This window comes from Methylobacterium sp. Leaf94 (assembly GCF_001426045.1).
GTDB lineage: Bacteria > Pseudomonadota > Alphaproteobacteria > Rhizobiales > Beijerinckiaceae > Methylobacterium.
The window spans coordinates 336568-362640 of record NZ_LMRM01000012.1 but is presented as its reverse complement, the minus strand read 5'-3'; the positions used below and the strand labels follow the sequence as shown (position 1 = coordinate 362640).

Below are 26073 nucleotides of genomic sequence, written 5' to 3'. Positions count from 1 at the left end.
TCGGGTCGAGCGCACCGCCGCCCCCCGGCGCCTGCGCCCAGGCCTCCGGGGGCTCGACCGCGACCGGACAGGGGCTCCGGGCGCCGTCATGCCGCTGCTGGCTGGTCCGATCGTCCGCGATAGGACAGGGCCTCGGCGAGGTGGATGCGGCGGACCCGGGCCTCACCGTCGAGGTCGGCCAGGGTGCGGGCCACGCGCAGGGTCCTATGGAAGCCGCGCGCTGAGAGCCGCATGGTCTCGGCGGCCGAACGGATCAAAGCGGCCCCCTCCTGGTCCGGCGCCGCCACGGCCTCGATCACCGGCGGCGGGCAGGTGGCGTTGGTGAACGTGGCGTCCGGATCGTAGGCGGCGTAGCGCGCGGACTGCAGAGCGCGGGCGGCCGCCACACGCGCCGCCATCTCGGCCGAGCCCTCCAGGGGCGGCGGCAGGATCAGGTCGGCGGCCGTGACCGCCCCGACCTCGATGCGCAGGTCGATCCGATCGAGGAGCGGCCCGGAGATGCGGGCGCCGTACTGGGCGACGCAGCGCTCGTTCGGTCCCCGGCGGCAGGCGTAGCCCGGCTCCAGCGCCTGACCGCACCGACAGGGATTCATCGCGGCGACGAGCTGGAAGCGGGCCGGGTAGGTCACCCGGTGGTTGGCCCGCGCGATCATGATCGTCCCGGTTTCCATCGGCTGGCGCAGGGAATCGAGGACCTGGGGCGTGAACTCAGGCAATTCGTCGAGGAACAGCACGCCGCCATGGGCCAGCGAGGCCTCGCCCGGACGGGCGTTGATGCCACCGCCGACCAGGGCCGCCATGGAGGCGGAATGGTGCGGCTGCCGGAACGGGCGCCGGTTCGAAAGGGCTCCGCCCTTCAGTTCGCCCGCCACCGACTGGATCATCGAGACTTCGAGGAGCTCCCGCGGTGCCAGTGGCGGCAGGATCGAGGGCAGCCGCGCGGCGAGCATCGACTTGCCCGCCCCCGGGGGCCCGTTCATCAGGAGGTTGTGGCCGCCGGCCGCCGCGATCTCCAGGGCGCGCTTGGCGCCCTCCTGACCCTTGATGTCACGCAGATCCGGCAGGGCGGCGCCCGGCGCGGCCACCGCCGGCTCGGGCCGGGCCATGACCTGGGTACCCTTGAAGTGGTTGGCGAGCTGGATGAGCGAGCGCGGCGCCAGCACGTCGAGGTCGCCGCCGGCCCAAGCGGCCTCCGGCCCCGTCGCGGCCGGGCAGATCAGGCCGAGGCCGAGGGCGCTGGCGGCCATGGCGGCGGGCAGCACACCGGACACCGCCGTGATCGTGCCGTCGAGGGCGAGTTCGCCGAGAACGCAGTAGCCCGCGAGCGCATCCGCCGGCAGGGCGCCGATGGCGCCCATCACCGCCAGGGCAATCGGCAGGTCGTAGTGCGAGCCCTCCTTCGGCAGGTCGGCCGGGGCGAGATTGACGGTGATGCGCTTGGCCGGCAGGGCGAGGCCGGAGGCGATCAGGGCCGACCGCACGCGTTCCCGGGATTCCGCCACCGCCTTGTCGGCGAGGCCCACCACCGTGAAGGCGACGATGCCGGGGGCGATCTGAACCTGGACATCGACGGCCCGCGCCTCGATGCCCTCGAACGCCACGGTGGCGACGCGCGTGACCATGCTGGATCGACCTTAGGGGCGGAAAGATCCGGCGACCCTAGGGGGCGGCGCCCCCGGATACAACCTCTGGGCGCAGCCATCGCGCGACGTCGAGAGGAACCTCATCCGGGCTGAATGGTTCGATGGAGGTCAGAAACATTCCTCGACACAGCAGGGAGACACCATGTCGATCAAGCTCACGGGCCTCGCCGCCCTCGCCCTCGGCCTCACCTTCACCGGCTCCGCCTTCGCCGACCGGAAGCCGACCCCGGAGGAGCAGACCAAGATCGAGGCCGTCCTGAAGCAGGAAGGCTTCACCAAGTGGAAGAAGATCGAGGTCGAGGACGACGAGATCGAGGTCGACGACGCCATCGACGCCAACGGAAAGCAGTTCGACCTAGAGCTCGACCCCAAGACCTTCGCCATCGTGAAGCGCAAGGCCGAATAGTCCTGCGCACTCCGCAGTGACCTTTCGCCGGAGCATTGCTCCGGCGGTCAGCCCTTGCGGGTGAAATAGGTGCCGGCCGGCGCGGCCGAGCCGGCACCGCTCGGATTGAGCGCCCGCCACTGCGTCAGAACGGTATCGCCGCCCCGACGCATCTCGAACAGGTTCGTCCCGACATCGTAGAGCCGCGTGCCGTAGGCGTTGACCGTCCGTCCATCGCCGAAGGTGTGGAAGGCGACGGACAAGCGCTCGTCCGTACCGCTCGCCTTGCAGACGATGGTCTCGTCGGTCTGGAAGCCCTCGATCCGCAGCAGACAGTCCCGGTTGCCGCGTCCCGGAGCGATGTCGAGGTCGTAGGTGACCACGATCGGCGACCCGCCGACGGTGCGCCCGCCATCGTGCTCGTAGAGGTAACGCCCGGCCCAAGCTCCCGGCACCTGGGGCGCGGCGGATGCCGCCATCAGGCCCGCCACGAGGCCGGTGGACACCATCAGTCTCAAGCCGAACCGCCGCGTCATCGGCATCTCCCTCGTCATCGATCAGGACAGGACGCGGAAGTTGGCGCAGGGATCGGGCGATTTGCGGGCACACCGCGGCCGCCTTCCCCGCCCTGCCCGCACCGGCCTGTCGGGAGTCGCCCTCCGAGGCGCGAAGTCCGGTTGGAATACCCGGAGGCCGCTTGGAATACCCAGAGGCCGCTTGGAATACCCGGAGTCCGCTTGCATCCGTCGCGCGCGGCGGCCATATAGCCCTCGGGAGGTTGGCGAGGGACGTTTCACTCGCCAACCGGGTCAGGTCCGGAAGGAAGCAGCCCTAACGAGACCGAGCGGGTCTTCGTCCAGCCTCCCACCTCGATCGATGCCTCGGGCTCGCGTGGCGGCACCCTCCGACCGGAGCCGCACCAACCCAGCAAGGCGGCATGGACGCGACCTCCGGTCCTCTGAGCGATGCCGGGCTCCTGCCCGGCCTTCCCGAGCCGACCCCGGCCGCCACGCCCTATCGGGTGCTGGCGCGCAAGTACCGGCCCCAGAACTTCGACGACCTGATCGGCCAGGGCGCCATGGTGCGGACTCTGGCCAATGCCTTCGCGGCCAACCGCATCCCCCAGGCCTGGATGCTCACCGGCGTGCGCGGCGTCGGCAAGACCACCACCGCCCGAATCCTCGCCCGCGGCCTGAACTACGTCCGCGACGGCCATCCCGATACCGGCCCCACCATCGCGATGCCGGAGCTCGGCCGGCACTGCCAGGCCATCATGGAATCCCGGCACATGGACGTGCTGGAGATGGATGCCGCCTCGCATACCGGCATCGACGACGTGCGCGGCATCATCGACGGCATCCGCTATTCGCCGGTCTCGGCCCGCTACAAGGTCTACATCGTCGACGAGGTCCACATGCTTTCGGAGAAGGCGTTCAACGCCTTCCTGAAGACCCTGGAGGAGCCGCCGCCGCACGCCAAGTTCGTCTTCGCCACCACCGAGATCCGCAAGGTGCCGGTGACCATCCTGTCCCGGTGCCAGCGCTTCGACCTGCGCCGCGTCGAGGCCGAAACCCTGGTTGGGCACCTCGCCCGGATCTGCGCCGCCGAATCCGTCGAGGCCGACGCGGAGGCGCTGGCGGCGATCACCCGGGCGGCCGAGGGCTCCGTGCGCGACGCGCTCTCGCTCCTCGACCAGGCGATCGCCCACGGGGCCGGCCTCGTCAGCGCCCAGAGCGTGCGCGACATGCTGGGGCTGGCCGATCGCGGCCGCATCGTCGACCTGTTCGAGGCGGTGATGCGCGGCGACATTCCGGCCTCCTTCGCGGAGGTGCGCGGGCAGTACGAGGCCGGCGCAGACCCGGCCGTGATCCTGTCCGACCTCGCGAGCTTCACCCACCTCGTCACCCGCCTGAAGCTGGTGCCGGACGAGGCTGCCGCCGACCCGACCCTGAGCGAAGCGGAGCGGTCGCGTGGGAGCGCGTTCGCGAAGACACTCTCGGTCCGCGTGCTGTCGCGGGCCTGGCAGATCCTCCTGAAGGCGATCCCCGAGGTGCAGACGGCGACCCGCCCGCTGGCGGCGGCCGAGATGGCCCTGGTGCGTCTCGCCTACGCGGCCGACCTGCCGACCCCGGACGAGGCCCTGCGCCAGATGAAGGCCCAGGCCCTGACGGGGCCCGCGGCGGCCTCCGGTGCCGCGGCCCAGGCACTCGCCCAGTCCCCGTCGCCGTCGCCGGGCCCCGCGATGGCCGAGGGCCGCCCGGCCCTGCCACCGATCCCGACCTTTTCCGGGGAGGCGCCGCCGCCGCGCCCGGCCCTGACCATGGCGGCCAATGGCGGCGGGTCGCGCCCCGCCCTCGCGAGCCCGGCTCCCGCGCCGCAGCCCGAAGGGCCGCGCCTCCTCCGGTTCACCGACGTCGTCGCCCTGGCCGATGCCAAGCGCGACATCGGCCTGAAGATGGCCCTGGAGCGCGAGGTCCACCTCGTGCGCTTCGAGGAGGGGCGCATCGAGTTCCGCCTCGCCGACGGGGGGCGCCAGAGCATCGCCAACGACCTCGCCCGCGCCCTGGACGCCTGGACCGGCCGGCGCTGGATCGTCGCCCTGTCGAAGGAGGCCGGCGAGCCGACCCTCGACGCCACCGCGCGCGCCGCCACCGAGACCCGCCACCAGAACGCCGCCGCCCATCCCCTGGTCCGCGAGGTCCTGGCCCGGTTTCCCGGAGCGCAGATCGTCGACGTGCGCGACAAGGCGCCCGAGGGATCGCCGGCGATCGAGGCCGCGCCTACCGGCGAGGCCGAGACCGACGAGCCCGACGACGAGACATAGCCTCCGGGGCCGTGGCGCCCCAGATGTGATCCATCCCGGTTCCGGAACGACAGAGAGGGCAGACCCGATGCGCGACCTCATGGGCATCATGAAGCAGGCCCAGGCGATGCAGGAGAAAATGGCCTCCCTGCAGGACGAACTCGACACCGTCGAGGTGTCGGGTGCGTCGGGCGGGGGCGCCGTCCGCGTGACGATGACGGCCAAAGGCCTCGTGAAGGGTGTACAGATCGACCCCGCCATGCTCGTGGCCGACGAGCGCGAGATCCTGGAGGACCTCATCGTTGCGGCGGTCAACGATGCCCGCGGCAAGGCCGAACAGGTTGCAGCCGAGCGGATGGCCGAACTCACCAAGGGCCTGCCGATCCCGCCGGGCATGAAGTTGTTCTGAGACCGTCAACCCGGCAATTCGGCAACATCGATCACAATTTGGTCGCCGAAGCGTTGCCATAGGCTGGTCGGAGTGGAACGTTGGGGCTCCAACGTTCTCCCGCCGGCTGGATCATGAACTTTGATGCGCATCTTCCTCGGGCTACGCCGATACAGCCCAAGGCTGTACCAGGTCGCTTCAGGGACATTGCGCCTCTCATCATCGGATTTCTACTTCTGATCGCGACCGCTGCTGCGACAGCCAATCTGGTTGCGGAGCAGGATGCGAACCGAGCCGAACTGCGCCGCAGCGTCCGCATCCGGGACGCCATCTTCACCCTGTATTCCGGCCTCCAGGATGCGGAATCGGGACAGCGCGGGTTTCTCCTCTCGGGCGACGAGACCTACCTCAAGCTCTACGAGGAAGCCGGCGCGAGGACGCCCGGCCGCCTGTCCACCATCGCGGAAGCCGTTGCGCGCAATCCGGGCATGGCGGCGATCATCGCACGGCTCAGCCGCGCCGCCGAGGCCAAGCTCGGGGAGATGCGCGAGACCGTCGCCCTGCGCCGCACTGGCCAGGTGGAAGCGGCCCTGGCGCGCATGCGCTCCGGCGAGGGCAAGCACCTCATGGACGAAATCCGCTCGCTCTTCGGTGAGGCGCAGGCCGACAATTATCGCCGCCTGATCAGTCGACAGGAACAGGCGGGCGAGGCTGCGCGCCAGGTGCAGCTCGCCGTCGCGGCGGCCGTGGTCCTGATCGTCCTCCTCGGCGCGTACGTGGTGATCGACGCGAGCCGGCGCCATCAGCGGACCCTTCGCGCCCACGCGGCCCTGCAGGAGGCGAACGCGTCCCTGATCGAGGCCGCCGCCACCCGCGACATGCTGGAGGATCGGCTGCGCCAATCCCAGAAGATGGAAGCCCTCGGGCAGCTCACCGGCGGCCTCGCGCACGACTTCAACAACATGCTGGCGATCGTCATCGGCAATCTTAGCCTCCTCAAGCGACGCCTGGAACGCGGAGAGCGGGCGGTGGAGCGCTACGCCGAGCAGGCCCTCAAGGCCGCAGACCGGGCAGCGACCCTCACGCATCGGCTGCTCGCCTTCGCCCGCAAGCAGCCCCTCGCCCCAGAGGCCATCGCCTGCAACCGCCTCATTGCCGCGATGTCCGACCTGCTGCGCCGCAGCCTTGGCGAATCCATCCGGATCGAGACCGTGGCGGCCCCCGACCTCTGGACCACGAAGGCCGATGCCAACCAGTTGGAGAACGCGATTCTCAACCTCGCGGTGAACGCCCGCGACGCGATGCCGAAGGGTGGCCGACTCGTCATCGAGACCGACAACGTCCATCTCGACGAGGTCTATGCCGCCCGGAATCCCGGCGTTCCGGCCGGCCCATACGTCCTTGTCGCCCTCACCGACAGCGGCGGCGGCATGCCGCCCGACGTCGCCGCCAAGGCGTTCGATCCGTTCTTCACGACGAAACCCGTCGGACAGGGCACCGGGCTCGGTCTCAGCCAGGTCTACGGCTTCGTCCGCCAGTCCGGCGGCCACGTGGCGATCTATTCCGAACCCGGGCGGGGAACGACGGTCCGGCTCTACCTGCCGCGCCATCTCGGCGACGCCGCCGAGATGGCGCGGGTCACGCCGACGATGCTCCCGGAGGGCTCGGCCCGGGAGGTGATCCTGGTCGTCGAGGACGAGGACGGGGTGCGCGACCTCGCCGTCGCGGCCCTGCGCGACCTGCGTTACACCGTGATCCACGCGGAGGGTGCCAAGGACGCCCTGCAGAAGCTCGACACGCATCCCGAGATCGCGCTGCTCTTCACCGACGTGGTCATGCCGGAGGTCAACGGCCGCGAGCTCGCCCAGGCCGTCCACGAGCGCCGGCCCGACCTGCCGGTGCTCTTCACGACCGGCTATACCCGCAACGCCATCGTGCATAACGGGCTGGTTGACGCCGACGTACAGTTGCTGGCCAAGCCCTATACTCTGGAGCAGCTGGCCCTCAAGGTGCGCCAGGCGATGGTGCGCGAGGCGGCCTGAGCCATCCCGCGCGGGCCCCGTCCGGCACTTCGGCGCGCCGAATCCGTGGTTCGAGACACGATCTGCTCCGCCATCAACCGGTCTACGGCCGATAGCCCCGCTTTTCACCGATTGGAGTCGGGCTGTCTTAACGGATGCCCGTGTCTGTTGCAGGCATGGATGAGCATCGCAACGCCGTTCGGGCCCTGACGCATCTGTCCGGTCGTGTTGCCCTCGACGGGGCATCGGCCGAGACGACGCCCTGCCTCGTGCGAAACCTGTCGCCCATCGGGGCCCGCGTCGCCTTCTGCACGGAGGTCGAGGTCCCGGACAGCTTCGACCTCTTCCTCGACCCGGGCGACACCGCCTACCGGGCGCAGACGATCTGGTCCAGCGGGAACGAAGTCGGCGTCCTCTTTCGCGAAGCGCGGGAGAATGCCCCCGAGGTCCTGTGCGACGATGTCCTGTGCGACGAGGATCCCGCGCGCGGAGCGACCCCGAAACCGTAGCGCCCCCATCGGACCCCGTGCCGGGACGCGGACGCGCCGTGCCCCGGATGGCCGGCGCTCAGGCGGCCGCGGAGAGCACCGGCTCGGCGGCGCGGACCTCCGCGTCCACGTGGGCGGCGAAGCGCTTGAAGTTCTCCTGGAACATCGTGACGAGGCGCGTCGCGGTCTCGTGGAAGGCCGCCTTGTTGGTCCAGGTCTCGATCGGAGACAGCACCTCCGTCTCGACGCCCGGTACCGCGACGGGAACCCGGAAGCCGAAATAGGGATCGCGCCGGAACTCGACATGCGCCAGGGAGCCGTCCAGGGCGGCCGTGAGCAGGCGGCGGGTGACCCGGATCGGCATGCGGCGCCCGGTGCCCACGCCGCCCCCGGTCCAGCCTGTGTTCACGAGCCAGCAATCGACCTCGTGATGGGCGATGAGGTCCCGCAGCAGGTTGCCGTAGACGCTGGGGTGGCGGGGCATGAACGGCGCGCCGAAGCAGGTCGAGAACGTCGCCTCCGGTGCGGTCAGCCCGCGCTCCGTGCCGGCGACCTTGGCGGTGTAGCCGGAGAGGAAGTGGTACATCGCCTCGGCGCCGGTCAGCCGAGCGATCGGCGGCATCACGCCGAAGGCATCGCAGGTGAGCATGACGATGTTCTTGGGGTGCGCGGCGCGTCCCGTCGCGCTCGCATTGGCGATGAAGTCGAGCGGGTAGGCGCAGCGGGTGTTCTCGGTGAGCGAGGCGTCGTCGAAATCCGGGACCCGGGTCTCGGGGTCGATCACCACGTTCTCCATCACCGTGCCGAAGCGCTCGGTGGTGGCGTAGATCTCCGGCTCGGCGTTGCGCGAGAGACGGATGGTCTTGGCGTAGCAGCCGCCCTCGAAGTTGAAGATGCCGTCCTGGCTCCAGCCGTGCTCGTCGTCGCCCAGGAGCTGGCGGGAGGAATCGTTGGAGAGGGTGGTCTTGCCGGTGCCCGACAGGCCGAAGAACAGGGCCGAGTCGCCGGCTTCGTCGAGGGCCGCGTTGGCCGAGCAGTGCATCGGCATCACGCCAGCGCCGGGGAGCACATAATTGAGGTACGTGAAGACCGATTTCTTCATCTCGCCGGCATAGGCCGAGCCGCCGATGAGGACGAGCTTGCGCGCGAAGTCGATGGCGATCACCGTCTTCGAGCGGCAGCCGTGCCGGTGCGGCTCGGCCTGAAAGCTCGGCAGGTCGATGATCGTCAACTCGGGGACGTAGTCCGCAAGGGACGCGCGATCCGGCCGGATCAGCAGGTTGCGGATGAAGAGGGAGTGCCAGGCGAGCTCCGTGTACACCCGCGCATTGACGCCGTGCGACGGGTCGGCCCCGCCGCGCAGGTCCTGCGCGAACAGCTCACGGCCCTCCGCATGGGCGAGGAAATCGGCGTACAGGGTCTCGAACTGCTCGGGCGTGATCGCGCCGTTGTTGTCCCACCAGATCTCGTTCTCCGTGGCGGCGTCGCGCACCACGAACTTGTCCTTGGGCGAGCGGCCGGTGTGGGACCCGGTGGTGGCCACGAAGGCGCCGCCGCGGGCGAGCTGTCCCTCGCCGCGGGCCAGGGCTTCCTCGTAGAGGCGGGGAACCTCGAGGTTCCAGTGGACCGCCTTCAGGTTGCGCAGCCCGATGGCTTCGGAACCGTGCGCTGCATTGAATTCGCCGATATTGGTCACGCTCATCTCTCCTCGGGCACCTGATCGCGTCGCCACCCATTACCGGGAGCCGTCGGCTCTCCGACGTCGTTCGGCTTTCGAGCGTCCGCGTGGTTGGTCAGGTCCACCGCGCGCAGGTTCACCGCTCGAAAGCCGCGCCCTTCTTGCATAGAGACGGACGATTTGCCGTCAATCCGCTTGTTGGCCAACAAAAAGACTTACATGAACCGGCGGAACGACGAAGTCTCCTTGGAAGCAGGCCGGTGCGGCAGGTTCTTTCACCGCGTTTTCGCGACGCCGGGGGGCGAAATTTCGGGCCGGAAACCCTATTTCGGACGAGGCTAAAGAGCCGGTCGCACCCGTTCGGCACCGCCGTACCGTCCCATCCGCCCGCCTGCTCCGTAATCTGCCGTGTGGGCGTCCCAACCGTCACGAGAATTTGCGTCCATGGCACAAGCCGTCGCCGGTCCCGAGATCGAGCGCCTGATCCAGCTTCTGGCCCGTATGCCGGGTCTGGGACCTCGCTCCGCCCGCCGCGCCGCCCTGCAGCTCATCAAGAAGCGCGAGACGCTCCTGGCGCCGCTGGCGGACGCGATGCGGGTGGCCTCGGAGCGGATCGTCGTGTGCCAAGCGTGTGGCAACGTCGATACGCGCGACCCCTGCACGATCTGCTGCGACGAGAGCCGCGACCCGGCCACCCTGGTGGTGGTGGAGGACGTTTCGGACCTCTGGGCCCTGGAGCGCTCGGGGGCGGTGACGGCCCGCTACCACGTCCTCGGCGGCGTGCTCTCGGCCCTCGACGGCGTACGGCCCGAGCATCTCAACCTCGACAGCCTCGTGGCCCGCGCCGCCGACCCGGCCATGCGGGAGATCATCCTGGCCCTCAACGCCACCGTCGACGGGCAGACGACCGCCCATTACGTCACGGAATCCCTGAAGGCGCACGGGCTCAAGGTGACCCGCCTCGCCCATGGCGTCCCGGTCGGGGGCGAACTCGACTACCTCGACGAGGGCACCCTCACCGCCGCGATCCGCAGCCGAACCCCGTTCTGACTCCGGACCACGCGGAGCCGGTATTTGACCGGACTCCGGCGCGCCCGTATCTGCGGGGGCTCAAGGCCGCCGCCCGCCCCGCACCCGTTGCAAGTCCGATCGCCCCATGACCATCCGCCCCCTCGTGATCCTGCCCGACGCGCGCCTGCGCCTTGCCTCCGAGCCGGTCGGCCCGGTGACCGACGAGATCCGGACGCTCGCCGCCGACATGCTGGAGACCATGTACGACGCTCCCGGCGTGGGCCTCGCGGCGATCCAGATCGGCGTACCGAAGCGCATCGTCACCATCGACACCTCGAAGGACGAGAACGACCGCCAGCCGCAGGTCTTCCTCAACCCCGAGATCGTCTGGGCCTCGGAGGAGAAGCGGATCTACGACGAGGGATGCCTGTCGATCCCCGAATTCTACGGGGAGGTCGAGCGGCCCGACCGCGTGCGCGTCCGTTTCCGCAACCTCGACGGCACGGAACAGGAGATCGAGGCCGACGGCCTGCTGGCCACCTGCATCCAGCACGAGATCGACCACCTCGACGGGGTGCTGTTCATCGACCACCTGTCGAAGCTGAAGCGCGACCGGTTGGTGAAGAAATTCGCCAAGGCGGCCAAGCGCGGCGACGTCTGAGCCGGCTTCGGGAGTAGGAGCCATGCGCGTCGTCTTCATGGGCACGCCGGATTTCGCGGTGCCGACCCTGGCGCGCCTCGCCGCCGACGGCCACGCCATCGCGGCGGTCTACACCCGTGCGCCGGCCAAGGCCGGACGCGGCATGGCGCTCAAGCCCTCCCCCGTGCAGGCGATGGCCGAGAGCCTCGGCGCGCCGGTGTTGACGCCCGCGAGCCTGAAGGGACCTGAGGCTGCCGCGACCTTCGCCGGCCACGGGGCCGATGTCGCCGTGGTGGTCGCCTACGGCCTGCTTCTCCCCCAGGCGATCCTCGACCTGCCGCGCCACGGCTGCCTCAACCTGCACGGCTCGCTCCTGCCCCGCTGGCGCGGCGCCGCCCCGATCCAGCGTGCCGTGATGGCCGGCGACGCGCAGAGCGGCGTCGGCATCATGCGGATGGAGGCCGGCCTCGATACCGGCCCCGTGGCGCTGGAGGCGCGGATTCCCATCACCCCCGGCATGACGGCGGGGCAACTCCACGACGCGCTGATGCCGCTCGGCGCCGACCTCATGGCCCGCGCGCTCCGGGATCTGGAGCGAGGCACGCTCGCCTTCACGCCCCAGGCCCAGGACGGCGTGGTCTACGCCCACAAGATCACCAACGAGGAGGCCCGCATCGACTGGACCCGCCCGGCCCACGCGGTCGCCGACCACGTCAACGGCCTGTCGCCCTTCCCCGGCGCCTTCTTCGAGGCGGATTTCGGCAAGGGCCCGGAGCGCGTCAAGGTCCTCTCGGCCGAGGCCGTGCCGGGCTCCGGCGCTCCGGGCACGCTCCTCGACACGGACGGCACGGTTGCCTGCGGCGAGGGCGCCGTGCACCTGTTCGCGCTGCGCCGCGCCGGAAAGGGGGGCGTCAGCAGCGGGGCCGAGTTCGTGCGCGGCACCCACCGGACGCCGGGCACGCGGCTGGCATGACGGAACCGGGCCGCACCTGATGCCGCGCTACAAGCTCGTGATCGAGTACGACGGGAGCCCGTTCTGCGGTTGGCAGCGCCAGACCGCGCAGCCCTCCGTCCAGGGGGCGATCGAGTCGGCGGTCAAGCGCTTCTCCGGCGAGGTCGCGGGCCTGACCTGCGCCGGCCGCACCGATACCGGCGTCCACGCCACGCACCAGGTGGCCCATCTCGACCTCGAGCGGGACTGGCGCACCGACGTGGTACGCGACGCGCTCAACGCGCACCTGCGCCCGAACCCGGTGGCGATCCTCAGCGCGGAGATCGTCGGCGCCGACTTCAACGCGCGCCACTCCGCCACCCGCCGGCACTACCGCTACCGCATCCTCAACCGGCGCAGCCCTCCCGTGCTCAACCGCGCCCATGTCTGGCAGGTGCCCTGGGCCCTCGATGTCGGACTGATGCAGGCCGCGGCCCCGCGCCTGCTCGGGCTGCACGACTTCACCGCCTTCCGGGCCGCCGAGTGCCAGGCGAAAAGCCCGATCCGAACTCTCGATCAACTCGATGTCGCCGTCCTGCCGATGGGCCTGCACGACGAGATCGTGGTGGCGACCTCCGCCCGCGCGTTCCTGCATCATCAGGTCCGCTCGATGGTCGGCACCCTGATGCTGGCCGGCAGCGGTCGCATCAGCGCCGACGACGTGAGCGACATCCTGTCGAGCCGGGACCGCAGCCGTTGCGGACCGTTGGCCCCAGCCTGCGGGCTGACCCTGGTCGGCGTCGACTATGGTCATCACGCAACTTTGAGTTAATTATATATAATCTCAAGTTGATTGATTGCTGAAAAGCAGGAACATTTCATCCATCCGGCGCGATCCGCGTCGGGCGTGATGGAAACGCCCGTGCCGAATTCTCCCACTCATCTGCTCCTCCTCGGCGCGACGGTGTTCGCTGCCCTCTCACCGTTCATCTTCATCGCGATCCGCGAAGCCGTGAAGCGCCAGAGACAGGAGATCGTCCGCGATCTCGCGGCCGTCTTCGACATCGCCGGGCCCTCGAGCGCACGCCTGATCCCCTCCTTCGAGTTCGTAAAGTACAAATATTTCGTCGGTCGGCCAAAAATCTTCGGAAAGAGCGCATCGTTCGACTCGGCGGAGGGGTCACTGGACATCTTCGATCGGTCGCGACATCGCGAGGACTTCACAACGACGGCCTGGATTCTCGGCAGCGTCGCCTTCAGCCTCCTGGCGGCGACCGCCGTGTTCCACACCCTGTCGCTGCTCGCGACGCTCCTGTGCGCAACGATCCCGGGCTCGGGTCTGTGGGACGGCACCTGCCTGACCATGCCGGACAGGGCCACAGTCTGGCTGTTCGGCGCCTGCGCGGCCTTCGCCGGCAGCTACCTGACGGCCCTGCGCAACCTCTACCGCGCGATCAAAAATTTCGACCTGAGCCCCGCGACGATCGTCGGCGAGACGATCAAGATTGTGATCGGCATCGTCCTCGCGCCCATCCTGGTGATCGGCATCCTGCGGGTGGGGGCGAGCGTCGCGGAAGGGCTCGCCAAGGTAGAGGCGTCGATGGGCTCCCCGCTGGTCCTCGCCCTGGCGATCACGGGTTGTTTCATCGCTGGCATCATGCCCGACGTGGTGTTGCGCAACATCCTCCAGCGCGACAAGCTGAAGAACTTCAAGCGGGAGGAATACGAGGTCTTTCGCGCCTTCAAGATCACGCCCGTAGAGATCATCGACGGGATCGACAGCGAGATCCGCGTCCGGCTCGACGATCACCACATTCATTCGACCCAGAATCTTGCGGCCGCCAACCCGCTGATGCTGTTCGTCGAAACACCCTACGGGGTCTATCAGATCATGGATTGGGTCGCGCAGGCGCAGCTCTGCTGCTCGGTCGGGCGCGAGAAGGTCATCCGGCTCTGGCCCCTGGGCGTGCGGACCCTTTTCGACCTCGAACGGCTGGCCGCCCCGAGTGCGACGCGCAACGAAGCGCTGTTGCTCGAAGTCGGACGCATCATCCTGGGCGCGCACATAATCGACGCGGCAACCGACCGTCAGGCCGCCGTCGACCTCGTTGTCGCCAGCATCGAGTTACGGCTCGACGACCCGCACGTTCAGCGGCTGCGCCAGATCTTCATTGCGGTGGGCGACCGCCTCGGTCCGGACTGCCGACGCTTCCGAACCCAACCGGCGGGCCCAACCGGCATCGCGACCTGAGATGGTAAGCCCGCGAACGGCCGCGCGACGGCCCCGGAAGGGTCAGCGATCGGCGAAATACGCCGCCAGAACCCGGGTGTAGATCGCTGTCAGCCGGTTTAGGTCGGCGATCGGCACGCACTCGTCGGTCTGGTGCATGGTCTGGCCGACGAGGCCGAACTCGAGGACCGGGCAGGCGTCCTTGATGAAGCGCGCATCGGAAGTGCCGCCCGTGGTCGAGAGCACCGGGCGGCGGCCGGTCTCGGTGGCGATGGCGCCGGCGACGAGTTCGGTGAAGGCGTCGGGCTCGGTGAGGAAGGCCGGTGAGTTCGAAGGCAGGAGGTCGAGACTGTAGCGCACGCTCCGGCCCGCGGCGGCGTCGAGGCGGCTCCGGATCTCGGCACCCAGGGTCTCGGCGGTCCAGCGGTCGTTGAACCGGACGTTGAAGGTGCCGTGCGCCTCGCCCGGGATGACGTTGGTCGCCGTGTTGCCGACGTCGAGGGTGGTGAATTCGAGGTTCGAGGCGCCGAAATGCTGGGTTCCGGCGTCGAGCGGCGCGGCCAGCAGCGCGGAGGCGAGGCGCAGCAGGCCGGGAATCGGATTCTCGGCGAGGTCCGGATAGGCGACGTGGCCCTGGCGCCCATGCACCGTCAGCCGCCCGGTGAGCGAGCCGCGTCGGCCGATCTTGATCATGTCGCCGAGAACGTCCGGGTTGGTCGGCTCGCCCAGGAGGCAGTGGTCGAAGCGCTCGCCCCGGGCCCGGGCCCATTCGAGGAGCTTCACCGTGCCGTTGATCGCCGGCCCCTCCTCGTCGCCGGTGATGAGGAAGCCGATCGAGCCCGGAACGTCCGGCCCGGCCACGTCGAGGTAGTCGAGAGCGGCGGCCAGCATGCAGGCGATGCCGCCCTTCATGTCGACGGCCCCGCGCCCGTACAGCACCCCGTTCTCCACGGTCCCGGCGAAGGGGCCGTGGCGCCAGCGGGCGACGTCGCCGGGGGGCACCACGTCGGTGTGGCCGGCGAACAGCAGGAAGGGCGCGCGCGTGCCGATGCGGGCGTAGAGATTGTCGATGTCGGGCGTGCCGGGTTCCGAGAAGCGCGGGCGCTCCACGCTGAACCCCGCCCCTTCGAGAATGCCGGCGAGCCAGGCGAGCGCCCCCCCCTCCTCCGGGGTCACCGAGGGACAGCGGATCAGGCTCTGGGCGAGGGCGAGGGGGGAGCGATCGAGGGACGCGTTCGGCACGGGCGGGACTCTCGCGTGATGTCCGGGTGCGGAGGGCCATAAGCGCGAGCGCGCGGGGGTGCAATTCGCGGCCGGCCTTTCGCCGCGCGACGGGGGGGCTTATCTGCGGGGTATGGCCCTCTCCCCCGACGAAGTCGAACGCTATGCCCGCCACCTCGTCCTGCCGGAGGTCGGCGGCCCGGGCCAGGCCCGGCTGAAGGCCGCCCGCGTCCTCGTCGTCGGGGCCGGCGGTCTCGGCGCCCCGCTGATCCAGTACCTCGCCGCCGCCGGGATCGGGGCCATCGGCATCGTCGACGACGACACCGTTTCCCTGTCGAACCTGCAGCGGCAGGTCATCCACGCGACTCCCGATATCGGCCGGCGCAAGGTCGAGAGTGCGGCCCAGGCGGTGTCGCGTCTGAACCCGCACGTCGCCGTGGAGGCGCTCGCGCTGCGGCTGACCCCGGAGAACGCCCCGGACCTCATCGGCGCCTACGACGTGGTGGCCGACGGGTCCGACAACTTCGCCACGCGCTACGCGGTCTCGGATGCCTGCTTCCACGCGCGGCGCCCGCTGGTGACGGCGGCGCTTGGGCGCTTCGACGGTTCGCTGACCACGCTGCGACCCTACGAGACCGATGCACGCGGGCGCCCGAACCCGACCTATCGCTGCCTGTTCCCGAACCCGCCGCCGCCCGGCAGCGTCGCCCCCTGTGCCGAGGCCGGCGTGCTCGGCGCGCTTGCCGGCATCATGGGCTCGCTGATGGCCCTGGAGGTGATCCGCACGGTGACGGATTTCGGCGAGCCCCTCATTGGCCGCCTCCTCATGGTCGACACCCGCGCGATGCGCTTCGAGACCCTCGGCTACGCCTGGGACGAGGCCAACCCGCTCAACGGAACCGGCACGGAGGGCTGATCCCCCCGCGACCGGGCGCGGTCGCTCGTCCGGTCCTACTCCGCCGGCAGCGCGTCGAGGAGAGGTCGGGCTTCCCGGGCACGCAGGCCGTCGTCGTGGGCATCGGTGAACTGCAGCGCCGCGAGCTGCGCGTACAGCGCGCCCTGCGCCAGCAGGCTCTCGTGGGTGCCGCTCTCGACGATCCGGCCGCCGTCGAGGACCAGGATGCGGTCCGCCTTGCGGATCGTCGCCAGGCGGTGCGCGATGACCAGGGTGGTGCGACCGCGCATCAGGGTATCGAGGGCGGTCTGCACCGCGCGCTCGCTCTCGGCGTCGAGGGCCGAGGTCGCCTCGTCGAGAAGGAGGATCGGTGCGTCCTTGAGGATGGCGCGGGCGATCGCCACCCGCTGGCGCTGGCCGCCGGAAAGGGTGACGCCGCGCTCGCCCACCGTCGTGGCGTAGCCCTGCGGCAGGGCCTGGATGAAGCCGTCCGCATGGGCGAGTTCGGCCGCGCGCTGGACCTGGGCCTCGGTGGCCTCGGGCCGGCCGTACCGGATGTTCTCGAGCACCGAGCCGGAAAACACCGTCGGGTCCTGCGGTACCAGGGCGAGGCGCTCGCGCAGCTGCTCCGGGTCGACCTGGGCAATGTCGACGCCATCGACCCGGATGAGGCCGGATTGCGGGTCGTAGAAGCGCAGCAGCAATTGCAGCACCGTGGTCTTGCCGGCGCCCGAGGGACCGACGAGGGCCACCCGCTCGCCCGGCGCGATCGTGAAGCGGATGCCGTCGAGCGCGGGATGGTCGGGCCGGGCCGGGTACAGGAAGCGCACGGCTTCGAAGGCCACGGCGCCCTTGGCGGGCACCGGCAGGGCCAGCGGCTCGGCCGGTGTGCGGATCGTCGATTCGGCCGCCAGGATCTCGCCGAGGCGCTCGGCGGCGCCGGCCGCCTGGGCGAGTTCGCCGTAGACTTCCGAGAGCTGCCCGAGGGCGCTCGCGCCGAACACCGCGTAGAGGACGAACTGCGAGAGCTGACCCGCCGTCATGGTCCCGGCCAGGACCCCTTGCGCGCCGTACCACATGACGCCGACGACGCTGGCGGAGATGAGGAAGATGGCGACGCCGGTGAGGAGCGCCCGCGCCTGGATCGAATCCCGCGCGGCCGCATAGGCGTTCTCGGCGGCCGCGGCGAAGCGGCTCGCGGTGGTCCGGCCCATGCCGAAGGCCTGCATGGTGCGGATCGCGTTCACGGCCTCGGCGGCATAGGCCGAGGCGTCGGCGAGGCGGTCCTGCGCCGCCCGGGACCGGCGCCGCACGCCGCGCCCGGAGAGGATCAGCGGGAAGACGATGAGGGGAATCGCCGCCAGGACGAGGACCGACAGCTTCGGGCTCGTGATGACCATCATCACCACCGCGCCCGTGAAGAGAAAGGCGTTGCGCAGCAGGATCGAGATCGAGACGCCGAAGACGGCCTTCACCTGCGTGGCATCCGCGGTGAGGCGCGAGATGATCTCGCCCGAGAGCGAGCGGTCGAAGAAGGCGGGATCGAGCTGGGTCAGGCGCCGGAACACGGCGGTGCGCAGATCCGCCACCACGCGTTCACCCAGCGTCGCGACCGTGTAGTAGCGCGCCCCGCTGGAGAGGGCGAGCACCGCCACGACGCCGATCAGGGCGGCGAAGTAGGTGTCGATCACCCCCTGGCCCTCGGGCGAGAAGCCGTGGTCGATGACCCGGCGCAGGGCGATCGGGACCACGAGGGTCGCGCCCGAAGCGGCGAGGAGGGCCAGGAACGCCGCGAGCATCCGGCCGCGATAGACCATCGCGAACGGAATCAGCGGGCGGAGCGAACCGAGCGGTGCCTTCGGCCGGGCCTCCCCGGGAATTTTCTTGTCACGGCCGCGAGCCATGGTGCCTCGTCATCGTTGGTCTTCCAGGAAAAGCGACCGTCCGGCGGTCTCTTCGAGCGGCGCACGCTTGTCGGGCGAAGGTGCGTGAGGTATAGGCGCGCCTTCATCCGATTGCGCGTGATCTATGGCCGCGGGCCGCCAGACGGGCCGGTCGGCTTGGCTATTCAAGGATTTCGTCATGGCAAAGAGCGCGGCCGACAAGGCCAAGGGTACCGAGCATCCCGACTACCACTTCATCAAGGTCGTGATGACCGACGGGTCCGAGTACATGACCCGGTCGACCTACGGCAAGGAGGGCGACACCCTCAACCTCGACATCGACCCGAACACCCATCCGGCCTGGACCGGCGGCGAACAGAAGATGCTCGATCGCGGTGGCCGCGTCTCGCGCTTCAACTCGCGCTTCGGCGCCCTCTCCTTCGGCAAGAAGTAAGGCCATCTTGGTCCGCCGCCGCGCCGACGCAGCGGCGGACCCCTTACAACGCAGAACGGGCGGCTCCCCCCGGAGCCGCCCGTTCTGCGTTTCCAATCCCCTCCCCGGCCCGAGGCCGGGGCGACGTCCGCGTCAGGCGGAGGCGGCTCCGAAGGCCGAGCGCAGCAGGCTCAGTTGGGCAACGACGGGGCTTTCCTGGGGCAGAGGGCTGGGACGCTCGTCGGCGATCAGGCCATCGAGGTGCAGGATCCGGCTGTGCAGGCGGCGCGACCGCACGATGAGGTCCTGCAGGGTCGGAGGCAGAACGCCGAACACCTCGCTGCGGAAGGTCTCGGGTGTGGTCAAGCGCACCCGGGTCTTCTCCTGCATCGCCTCGGCCGGCGTCAGCTCGCCCTCGGATACGGCGCGCTGCACCAGGAGCCAGGAGGCGATCTGCATCAACCGCGTGGTGAGGCGCATGCTCTCGCTGGCATAGCTCAGCGTCCCGTCGCGGGACATCAACCGAGATTCCTCGCGGCCGGTCCCGTCGAGATAGGCCGCCGCTTCCTCGACCAGGGTCATGCCCTCGCGGAAGAGCACCTTGAATGCCTCCGAGGTGACGTAGGTGTCGCCGAAATTCACCCAGTCGCGCTCGTCCCGGAACATGACGTCGAACCCGCTCATGGTGCCTCCTGTGCCGCGGCCGGACCGATTGCGTCCCGCGATGGGACGAAGGCGGCGCGTTTGCACCTGTCTGCGCAACTCTAGCGCCGAACGTCCCGGCCCGCGGCCTTTACCCGATGTTAACGTTAACGAAGGCGATCGGTGCCGGGCTTCCCGCTGTCGCTGCCGCTGCGAAGACACCGGGCAGAACATCCGGACGTGGGAAGGACCCCAGGCGGGAAGGACCCGGGACGAAAAAAAGGCCGCCCGTCGCGGGCGGCCTGACTAGCGAGTTTCGGGAGCAGTCCAAGCGAGCGAATCGGAAGATCCGCGCGTTGTCCGGAAGAACCGAACAGGATCACAGGATGGCGCGGATCGGTTAACGGACGATTCACGGGATGGCGTCGGGGCGCCAGATCGCGAACCCCGGATTTCGCCGTTTCGGCAGGCTCCGGAATTGACTCGCGCGGGACCTTGCCCCATAAGCCGCGCCATCGCGACGCGGCGCCCTTGAGGGGCGCTGTTCGCGCTTGCAGACACATTTCAGGGCGAGTGAATATCCGGTGCGGCCTTCGGTGCGGCCCGGATCGATCCTCGGCCATTCGGAGATCGCGCCATGAAGAGAACCTATCAGCCCAGCAAGCTCGTGCGTAAGCGTCGTCACGGCTTCCGCGCCCGCATGGCCACTGCCGGCGGCCGCAAGGTCATCGCGGCCCGTCGCGCGCACGGCCGCAAGAAGCTCTCCGCCTGAGAGATCCGCGGCGCCGTCACGGGCGGCGCGCCTCATCATGAGCCTGGCCAGGGGCCACAGGACCCGCTGCGAGATCGGATCGGGCATGTCATCGGCCCCATCCGCGATCGGGCGGCTGACGCGACGCTCCGAGTTCCTGGCCGCGGCCGGCGGACGTCGCTTCCACAACGAACGCTTGTCGGCGCAGGGCCTCGTCCGCGCCGTTGAAGCGTCCACGGACGGCGTCCCCGGCGATCCGGCGGGTGGCGGACTCCGAATCGGATTTACCATCACCAAGCGGGTCGGCCACGCCACGGAGCGCAATCGCATCCGGCGACGGTTGCGCGCGGCCGTGGCCCAGGTGGCCGGCGATCTGCCGGTGCGTCCGGCCGACGTGGTGCTGGTGGCCCGGCGCCCGGCCCTGCACGCTCCTTTCGAGACTCTCATCGACGACCTACGCCGTGCCGTCGCCGTGGTGACGAAGCCGCAGGATCAGAAATCTGCGACGTCCGATCCGCGGCCCGCTCGGCGCGGACGCGGCAAAGGCGCGCCCGCGTCTGGCGCATCGGCGGCGGCTCCGCTATTGGCCTCGGGCGCGACGGGCTCCGCCGTGCCGGCCGGTCCCGGTCCGGCGCGCGCGAATGCGCCCTCCCCTCCTCCCAAAGCATGCGACGGACCGACCGATGGGTAATGACAAGACGAACATGATCGTCGCGATCGCCTTGTCGCTGGCGGTCCTGCTCGGCTGGAACTATTTCATCGCCGCTCCCCGCGTGGAGCAGCAGCGTCAGGCCGCCCTTCAGAACAAGGCGGCCACCCAGCCCGCCGGTCCCGACGGCGTACCGAGCGCCAGCCCGAAGGAAGGCGGTCCGGCCAATCCCGTCCCCGGAACCCTGCCGGGCGCCTCGGGTGCCGGCGGCGGTGTGGTGCCGCGCGAGACGGCGATCGCGCGCTCCCCACGCGTCACCATCGACACCCCGGCGCTCGCCGGCTCCATCGCCCTGAAGGGCGGCCGCATCGATGACGTCTCACTCAAGAATTACCACGAGACCGTCGACGACAAGAGCCCGAACATCGTCCTGCTCTCGCCCACCGGCACCGAGAATCCCTACTACGCCGAGTTCGGCTGGGTCGGCCAGAACGCTGGTCCCCTGCCCAACGGCGACACCGTCTGGACCGCCGATGCCACCTCCCTGGCGCCGGGCAAGCCCGTGACGCTGAGCTACGACAACGGCGCGGGCCTGCTGTTCAAGCGGACCATTGCGGTGGACGACAAGTTCCTGTTCACCGTTCGCGACGAGGTCGAGAACAAGGGCGGCAACGCGGTTTCCCTCTATCCCTACAGCCTCGTCTCGCGCTGGGGTAAGCCGCACACCCAGGGTTACTACGTGCTGCACGAGGGCCTGATCGGCGTCCTCGGCGCCGACGGGCTGCAGGAATACACCTACGACCACCTCGCCAAGGAGCCGGCGCTCGGCAATGCCAGCACCAAGGGCAAGACCTGGCCGGGCGTGACCGGCGGCTTCGTCGGGATCACCGACAAGTACTGGGCCGCCGCCGCCATCCCGGATCAGGCGACCCCCTACACGGGCAGCTTCACCGAGCGGACCGACGGCGCCACCAAGGTCTATCAGGCCAACGTGCTCGGCAACGTGCAGGTGATCCAGCCCGGTGCCTCGGCCGCCGCGACCCAGCAGCTCTTCGCTGGCGCCAAGGAAGTGAACACGGTCAACGCCTACCAGGCGAACCAGAACATCAAGCAGTTCGACCTGCTAATCGACTGGGGTTGGTTCCACTTCATCACCAAGCCGATGTTTCGGGCGCTGGACTTCTTCTTCCACCTGTTCGGCAACTTCGGCGTGTCGATCCTCGTGGTGACTTTCTGCCTGAAACTGCTCTTCCTGCCGATCGCCAACAAGTCCTACCAGTCCATGGCCAAGATGAAGGCCGTGCAGCCGGAGATGACGTCGATCCGCGAGCGCTATGCTGACGACAAGATGAAGCAGCAGCAGGCGATGATGGAGCTGTACAAAAAGGAGAAGATCAATCCGGTCGCTGGCTGCTGGCCGGTGCTGATCCAGATTCCGGTCTTCTTCGCGCTGTACAAGGTCCTGTTCATCACCATCGAGATGCGGCATGCGCCGTTCTTCGGCTGGATTCAGGATCTGGCCGCGCCGGATCCGACGAACATCCTCAACCTGTTCGGCCTGCTGCCCTTCGCGGCGCCCGACTTCATCCACCTCGGCATCTGGCCCATCATCATGGGCATCACGATGTTCATCCAGATGAAGATGAACCCCGCGCCGCCGGACCCGGTCCAGGCGCAGATCTTCACCTTCATGCCGATCGTGTTCACCTTCATGCTCGGCTCGTTCCCGGCCGGCCTGGTGATCTACTGGGCCTGGAACAACACCCTGTCGGTGATCCAGCAATACGTCATCATGCGCCGCAACGGGGTGAAGGTGGAGCTTTGGGACAACCTGCGGGGGATGTTCCGACGCAAGACTGCCGACAAGAACGCCGTCGCCAAGAGCTGATCGCTTCGTCCACAAGGACCGCGACGCTTGTCCAACCCGGTCCTCTCCGTTTCACGACGGGGAGGACTTCCTGTTTCCGGCGTGTCGGCTCGCGAGAGTGATGGGCACGCCCTCTCCTCCGCCCGGAGCCGCTCGATGTCCCAAGCCGAAGACGATGCCGCCCTGCTGGAGGCCGGCCGCCTGCTGTTCGCGGGCGCAGCCGACTTCATCGCCTCGGCCCCCAACGTGCCCGCCCTTCCGCCGATGAAGGGCGTGGAGATCGCCTTCGCGGGCCGTTCCAACGTGGGCAAATCGAGCCTCGTCAACGCACTCACCGGGCGCAACACCCTGGCGCGGACCTCGCACACCCCGGGGCGCACGCAGCAGCTGAACTTCTTCGATATCGGCGGCCGCCTGACCCTGGTCGACATGCCGGGCTACGGCTACGCGGCGGTGGAGAAGACCAAGGTCGAGGCCTGGACCGACCTGATTCACGACTACCTGAAGGGCCGCTCGAACCTGGCCCGGGTGTTCATGCTGATCGACTCGCGTCACGGCCTGAAGAGTATCGACACCGACGTCCTCGACGGCCTCGACAAGGCCGCCGTGAGCTACCAGATCGTGCTGACCAAGGGCGATGCCCTGAAGAAGTCCGAGATGGACGCCCGCATCGCCGGGGTGCAGGCTGCCATCGCCCGGCGGCCGGCCGCCTACCCGGAGATCCTGCTTACCTCGAGCCGCGACGACCGGGGCGTACCGGAACTTCGGGCCAGTGTCGCCCGCCTGCTGCAGGAGCGCGGCGCGTGAACGGCCTCGATCGCGTTCTCCTGGCGCTTGGCGCCCTCGCGGGTCTCCTCGGCGTCGCCGCGAGCGCCGCGGCGGCCCATCTCAGCGGGGCTGACAGCCTGAGGACCGCCGCCCAGTTCCTGCTGTTCCACGCCCCAGCGATCCTCGGGCTCGTGGCGTTGGCCGCCAACGGCACGACGCACCGGCCGGTCACCCGCCTCGCAGCCGCCGCCCTGGTGGTCGGCCTCGCACTGTTCTCGGGCGACCTTGCGCTTCGGGCGCTCCATGGCACACCGCTCTTTCCCATGGCGGCCCCGACCGGTGGCTTCGTCCTGATGGCCGGCTGGCTACTCGTGGCCGCGGCAGCCTTCGTTCCGGCACGTCGGTCCTGAGGTATGAGCCGGCGGCTGGGCGTCGGATGAGCATCGCGTCACCGCGCGGGCGACGCCGCGTCCTCGGCCCTGAAGCCGTGCGCCCTCGTACGCCCTCGACCGCCCCGCAGAGCCGCTGAAGCCCGTCGCTTAACGGATCAGCGGCGGCAGTTGCGGCGCGGCGCCGTCCGGCAGCGCGGTCTGGGCCATATTCATGCTCATGGCGAGCAGCGTGTAATAGCCGTTGATGCCCGCCATCTCGATGGCGCCCTGCTCGCCGAAGGTTTGGACCGCCCGGGCGTAGGTGGTGTCGCTCACCGCCTTGTTGTGATGCAGCTCCGTCGAGAACGCGTAGACCAGCGTCTCCTCCGGCCCCATCGCGTCCGGCCGCCAGCCTTCCCGGATCGCGGCGACGATCGCCGGATCGAGGCCGGCCTTCAGGGCGATCGGCGCATGGATGTGCCACTCCAGCTGCTGCGTCCATTCCCGGGCGGTGATCAGGATGATGAACTCGCTCAGCCGCAGGGGCAGTACGCTGCGGTAGCGCAGGTGCAGCCCCATATTGCTCGCGTTGGTCATCAGCTCGGGACTGCGCAGGAGCGGCACGAACGGACCGAAGACCGGGGTCTTGCGCGCCGCGAGAAAAGCCTCGGAGGCCGCTTTCTGCTCCGGGCTGAGGGCATCGGCCGGTATCGGCGGCAGGCGGTCTTGGGCCAAGGCAGACAGGCTCCCGAAGAGAAGGATCGACAGGACCGGCAGGACGGCGACACGCATGGGTTTACTCCTCCGGTCCGGCTTCCGGCCGCAACCTACGGCATCACCGGCGGGTGGTAGGTCAGCGTGAAGGCCAGGGCCCAGAGCAGGAACAGCACCACCGGCAGGTGGATGAGGAGCTGTAGGAAACTGAACCCGACGATGTCGCGCGCCTTCAGGCCGAGGATGCCGAGGAGTGGCAGCATCCAGAACGGGTTGATCAGGTTCGGCAGCGCCTCGGCCGCGTTGTAGACCATCACCGCCCAGCCGAGATGGACCTGCAGCTCGTTGGCCGCCTGCATCACGTAGGGCGCCTCGAGCAGCCATTTGCCGCCGCCCGACGGCACGAAGAAGCCGAGCACCGCCGAGTAGACGCCCATCGAGATCGGGAAGCTGCCCGTGGTGTTCAGGCTGACGAAGGCGTGGGTGATCACCTCGGAGACCGAGATCCCGGCGGCGTTCTTCGGCCCGGTCAGCATCGCGCTGATGGCGGCGTAGAGCGGGAACTGGATGAGGATGCCGGCAGTCGCCGGAACGGCCTTGGCCACCGCCACGAGGAAACGCTTCGGGCGCCAATGCAGCAGCAGCCCGAGGGTGATGAACAGGAGGTTATAGGTGTTCAGGTTCGAGATCGCTGTGATCCAGGATTGCCGCGCGAACTCCTGGTAGATCCAGGCGCCGGCGATCACCACGAGGAGGATCGTGAGGATCGGGGAGTGCTCCAGCCATTCACCGGGTTGCTCGGGGCGGCCGAGATCGGCCTCTTCGCGCGCGACGCTCACGCCGAGATCCTCGGCCGTCACCGCAGTGCTCGGGCGCGGCGCGGAGGCATAGGCGATGATCACCGACATCACGAACAGGATCGCAGCGATCAGCATCGACTGCCAGAGGAAGATGGTTTCGCTGAAGGGAATCACGCCGGTGATCGGCAGGAGCGCCTTCGGCAGGCTCGCCGGGTTCGCCTGGAGCTGGGCCGCAGAGGAGCTGAGGCCCATGGCCCAGGTGGCGCCGAGCCCGAGATAGGCGGCGGCCCCGGCGGCGCGGTAATCCATGCGGAGTTCCGTGCGACGGGCGAGCGCGCGGGCGAGAAGGCCACCGAAGATCAGGCTCAGGCCCCAGCTCAGGAACGAGGACAGCATGGTCGCCGCGGCCACGAACCCGACGGCGCCGCGGCCGGTCTTCGGGATCGCGGCGAGGCGATCGATCAGCGCCTGGACCGGGGGTGCCGTCGCCACCACGTAGCCACCGATCGTCACGAAGGCCATCTGCATGGTGAAGGGGATCAGGCTCCAGAAGCCGTCGCCGAAGCTCTTGGCGATGGCGGGCGCCGGGGCACCGTTGGCCAGCGCGCCGAGGGCAACGATGACCACCGCGATGGCGACGAAGATGAAGGCATCGGGAAACCACTTCTCGGCCCAGGCGGTGAAGCGGATGCCGGCCCGCGACAGGGCGCTGTCCAGCGCGGCGGAGTCGGCGCGACGCTCCGGCGTGGGTGTCGACATCGGAAAGTCCTGGGAACGAGGGAATGGCCTTGGGAGGCGCATTGTCCGCAATTGCCGATCCGGCTCAAGACGGAATCCCGCCGGTACACAGGCTTGGCTGTG

The 26073-nt window shown here is 69.3% G+C and carries 25 protein-coding genes and 1 other RNA gene; 18 read left to right on the top strand and 8 right to left on the bottom strand.

The features are described from left to right. Positions 1–86: 86 nt before the first annotated feature. A complete protein-coding gene (locus ASG63_RS10115; protein WP_056215289.1) occupies positions 87–1622 on the bottom strand; it encodes a YifB family Mg chelatase-like AAA ATPase in 1536 nt (511 codons plus the stop codon). 163 nt (positions 1623–1785) lie between these two features. On the opposite strand from ASG63_RS10115, the gene ASG63_RS10110 reads away from it, so the two are divergent. Further along, the gene (locus tag ASG63_RS10110) at positions 1786–2049 is read left to right on the top strand and encodes a PepSY domain-containing protein (RefSeq protein WP_156394134.1); all 264 of its coding nucleotides are present in this window, start codon (positions 1786–1788) and stop codon (positions 2047–2049) included. A 47-nt stretch (positions 2050–2096) separates the two neighbouring features. On the opposite strand, the gene ASG63_RS10105 is transcribed toward ASG63_RS10110, so the two are convergent. After that, positions 2097–2564, bottom strand: coding sequence for a DUF5991 domain-containing protein (locus ASG63_RS10105; protein ID WP_156389712.1), 468 nt, complete (start codon positions 2562–2564; stop codon positions 2097–2099). Between the two features lie 236 nt (positions 2565–2800). Between ASG63_RS10105 and ffs the strand changes: the two genes are divergently transcribed. The 5 genes from ffs (at position 2801) to ASG63_RS10085 (ending at position 7749) form a co-directional block, all read left to right on the top strand. Continuing rightward, an RNA gene (gene ffs, locus ASG63_RS24095) (signal recognition particle sRNA small type) lies at positions 2801–2897 on the top strand. Positions 2898–2965: 68 nt separating this feature from the next. Then, positions 2966–4852, top strand: coding sequence for a DNA polymerase III subunit gamma/tau (locus ASG63_RS10100; protein WP_056215282.1), 1887 nt, complete (start codon positions 2966–2968; stop codon positions 4850–4852). Between the two features lie 67 nt (positions 4853–4919). After that, entirely contained in the window at positions 4920–5240 is a 321-nt protein-coding gene (locus tag ASG63_RS10095; protein ID WP_056215279.1) for a YbaB/EbfC family nucleoid-associated protein, read from the top strand. 113 nt (positions 5241–5353) lie between these two features. Continuing rightward, on the top strand, positions 5354–7261 hold the full coding sequence (locus ASG63_RS10090) for a CHASE3 domain-containing protein (protein WP_056215276.1): 1908 nt from the start codon (positions 5354–5356) through the stop codon (positions 7259–7261). A 155-nt stretch (positions 7262–7416) separates the two neighbouring features. Next, entirely contained in the window at positions 7417–7749 is a 333-nt protein-coding gene (locus tag ASG63_RS10085) for a hypothetical protein (RefSeq protein ID WP_056215272.1), read from the top strand. A 58-nt stretch (positions 7750–7807) separates the two neighbouring features. Here the strand turns inward: ASG63_RS10085 and ASG63_RS10080 are convergent, their stop codons facing one another. Next, positions 7808–9424, bottom strand: coding sequence for a phosphoenolpyruvate carboxykinase (locus ASG63_RS10080; RefSeq protein WP_056215433.1), 1617 nt, complete (start codon positions 9422–9424; stop codon positions 7808–7810). Positions 9425–9850: 426 nt separating this feature from the next. On the opposite strand from ASG63_RS10080, the gene recR reads away from it, so the two are divergent. The 5 genes from recR to ASG63_RS10055 all read left to right on the top strand — a co-directional run bounded on the left by recR (position 9851) and on the right by ASG63_RS10055 (position 14239). Then, complete coding sequence (gene recR, locus ASG63_RS10075; RefSeq protein WP_056215269.1) at positions 9851–10456, top strand: recombination mediator RecR; 606 nt, start codon at positions 9851–9853, stop codon at positions 10454–10456. A gap of 106 nt (positions 10457–10562) precedes the next feature. Further along, positions 10563–11078 (top strand): peptide deformylase, encoded by a 516-nt coding sequence (locus ASG63_RS10070; protein WP_056215266.1) that lies wholly within the window; start codon positions 10563–10565, stop codon positions 11076–11078. A 22-nt stretch (positions 11079–11100) separates the two neighbouring features. After that, positions 11101–12030, top strand: a complete 930-nt coding sequence (fmt, locus tag ASG63_RS10065; protein ID WP_056215261.1) for a methionyl-tRNA formyltransferase — start codon at positions 11101–11103, stop codon at positions 12028–12030. Positions 12031–12049: 19 nt separating this feature from the next. Continuing rightward, complete coding sequence (gene truA, locus ASG63_RS10060) at positions 12050–12820, top strand: tRNA pseudouridine(38-40) synthase TruA (RefSeq protein ID WP_056215258.1); 771 nt, start codon at positions 12050–12052, stop codon at positions 12818–12820. Between the two features lie 90 nt (positions 12821–12910). Continuing rightward, positions 12911–14239: a hypothetical protein gene (locus tag ASG63_RS10055; protein WP_156394133.1), complete on the top strand. Its 1329-nt coding sequence runs from the start codon at positions 12911–12913 to the stop codon at positions 14237–14239. 42 nt (positions 14240–14281) lie between these two features. Here the strand turns inward: ASG63_RS10055 and dapE are convergent, their stop codons facing one another. Further along, positions 14282–15460 (bottom strand): succinyl-diaminopimelate desuccinylase, encoded by a 1179-nt coding sequence (gene dapE, locus ASG63_RS10050; RefSeq protein ID WP_056215252.1) that lies wholly within the window; start codon positions 15458–15460, stop codon positions 14282–14284. A gap of 112 nt (positions 15461–15572) precedes the next feature. Here dapE and moeB point away from each other — a divergent pair, with 112 nt between their 5' ends. Then, positions 15573–16355, top strand: a complete 783-nt coding sequence (gene moeB, locus ASG63_RS10045; RefSeq protein ID WP_056215249.1) for a molybdopterin-synthase adenylyltransferase MoeB — start codon at positions 15573–15575, stop codon at positions 16353–16355. A gap of 35 nt (positions 16356–16390) precedes the next feature. Here moeB and ASG63_RS10040 read toward each other — a convergent pair whose 3' ends face one another. Next, complete coding sequence (locus tag ASG63_RS10040; RefSeq protein ID WP_056215246.1) at positions 16391–18238, bottom strand: ABC transporter transmembrane domain-containing protein; 1848 nt, start codon at positions 18236–18238, stop codon at positions 16391–16393. A gap of 178 nt (positions 18239–18416) precedes the next feature. Between ASG63_RS10040 and rpmE the strand changes: the two genes are divergently transcribed. Then, a complete protein-coding gene (gene rpmE / locus ASG63_RS10035; protein ID WP_055948879.1) occupies positions 18417–18671 on the top strand; it encodes a 50S ribosomal protein L31 in 255 nt (84 codons plus the stop codon). Between the two features lie 132 nt (positions 18672–18803). On the opposite strand, the gene rcdA is transcribed toward rpmE, so the two are convergent. Further along, on the bottom strand, positions 18804–19334 hold the full coding sequence (gene rcdA / locus ASG63_RS10030) for a protease adaptor protein RcdA (protein WP_056215243.1): 531 nt from the start codon (positions 19332–19334) through the stop codon (positions 18804–18806). A gap of 595 nt (positions 19335–19929) precedes the next feature. Here rcdA and rpmH point away from each other — a divergent pair. The 5 genes from rpmH (at position 19930) to ASG63_RS10005 (ending at position 23737) form a co-directional block, all read left to right on the top strand. After that, positions 19930–20064, top strand: a complete 135-nt coding sequence (gene rpmH, locus ASG63_RS10025; protein WP_055947927.1) for a 50S ribosomal protein L34 — start codon at positions 19930–19932, stop codon at positions 20062–20064. 37 nt (positions 20065–20101) lie between these two features. Next, on the top strand, positions 20102–20734 hold the full coding sequence (rnpA, locus tag ASG63_RS10020; RefSeq protein ID WP_338011814.1) for a ribonuclease P protein component: 633 nt from the start codon (positions 20102–20104) through the stop codon (positions 20732–20734). Continuing rightward, positions 20727–22580 carry a membrane protein insertase YidC gene (yidC, locus tag ASG63_RS10015; protein ID WP_056215236.1) on the top strand — a complete coding sequence of 618 codons (1854 nt, stop codon included), beginning with the start codon at positions 20727–20729 and terminating at the stop codon, positions 22578–22580. The genes rnpA and yidC overlap by 8 nt, the downstream gene beginning before the upstream one ends. Before the next feature lie 135 nt (positions 22581–22715). Continuing rightward, positions 22716–23366 carry a ribosome biogenesis GTP-binding protein YihA/YsxC gene (gene yihA / locus ASG63_RS10010; protein WP_056215233.1) on the top strand — a complete coding sequence of 217 codons (651 nt, stop codon included), beginning with the start codon at positions 22716–22718 and terminating at the stop codon, positions 23364–23366. Next, complete coding sequence (locus ASG63_RS10005) at positions 23363–23737, top strand: DUF423 domain-containing protein (protein ID WP_056215230.1); 375 nt, start codon at positions 23363–23365, stop codon at positions 23735–23737. Before yihA ends, ASG63_RS10005 begins: the two co-directional genes overlap by 4 nt. Before the next feature lie 129 nt (positions 23738–23866). On the opposite strand, the gene ASG63_RS10000 is transcribed toward ASG63_RS10005, so the two are convergent. Both ASG63_RS10000 and ASG63_RS09995 read right to left on the bottom strand, forming a co-directional pair. After that, entirely contained in the window at positions 23867–24490 is a 624-nt protein-coding gene (locus ASG63_RS10000) for a carboxymuconolactone decarboxylase family protein (protein ID WP_056215226.1), read from the bottom strand. A 35-nt stretch (positions 24491–24525) separates the two neighbouring features. Continuing rightward, positions 24526–25971: a short-chain fatty acid transporter gene (locus tag ASG63_RS09995; protein ID WP_056215223.1), complete on the bottom strand. Its 1446-nt coding sequence runs from the start codon at positions 25969–25971 to the stop codon at positions 24526–24528. Positions 25972–26073: the final 102 nt, after the last annotated feature.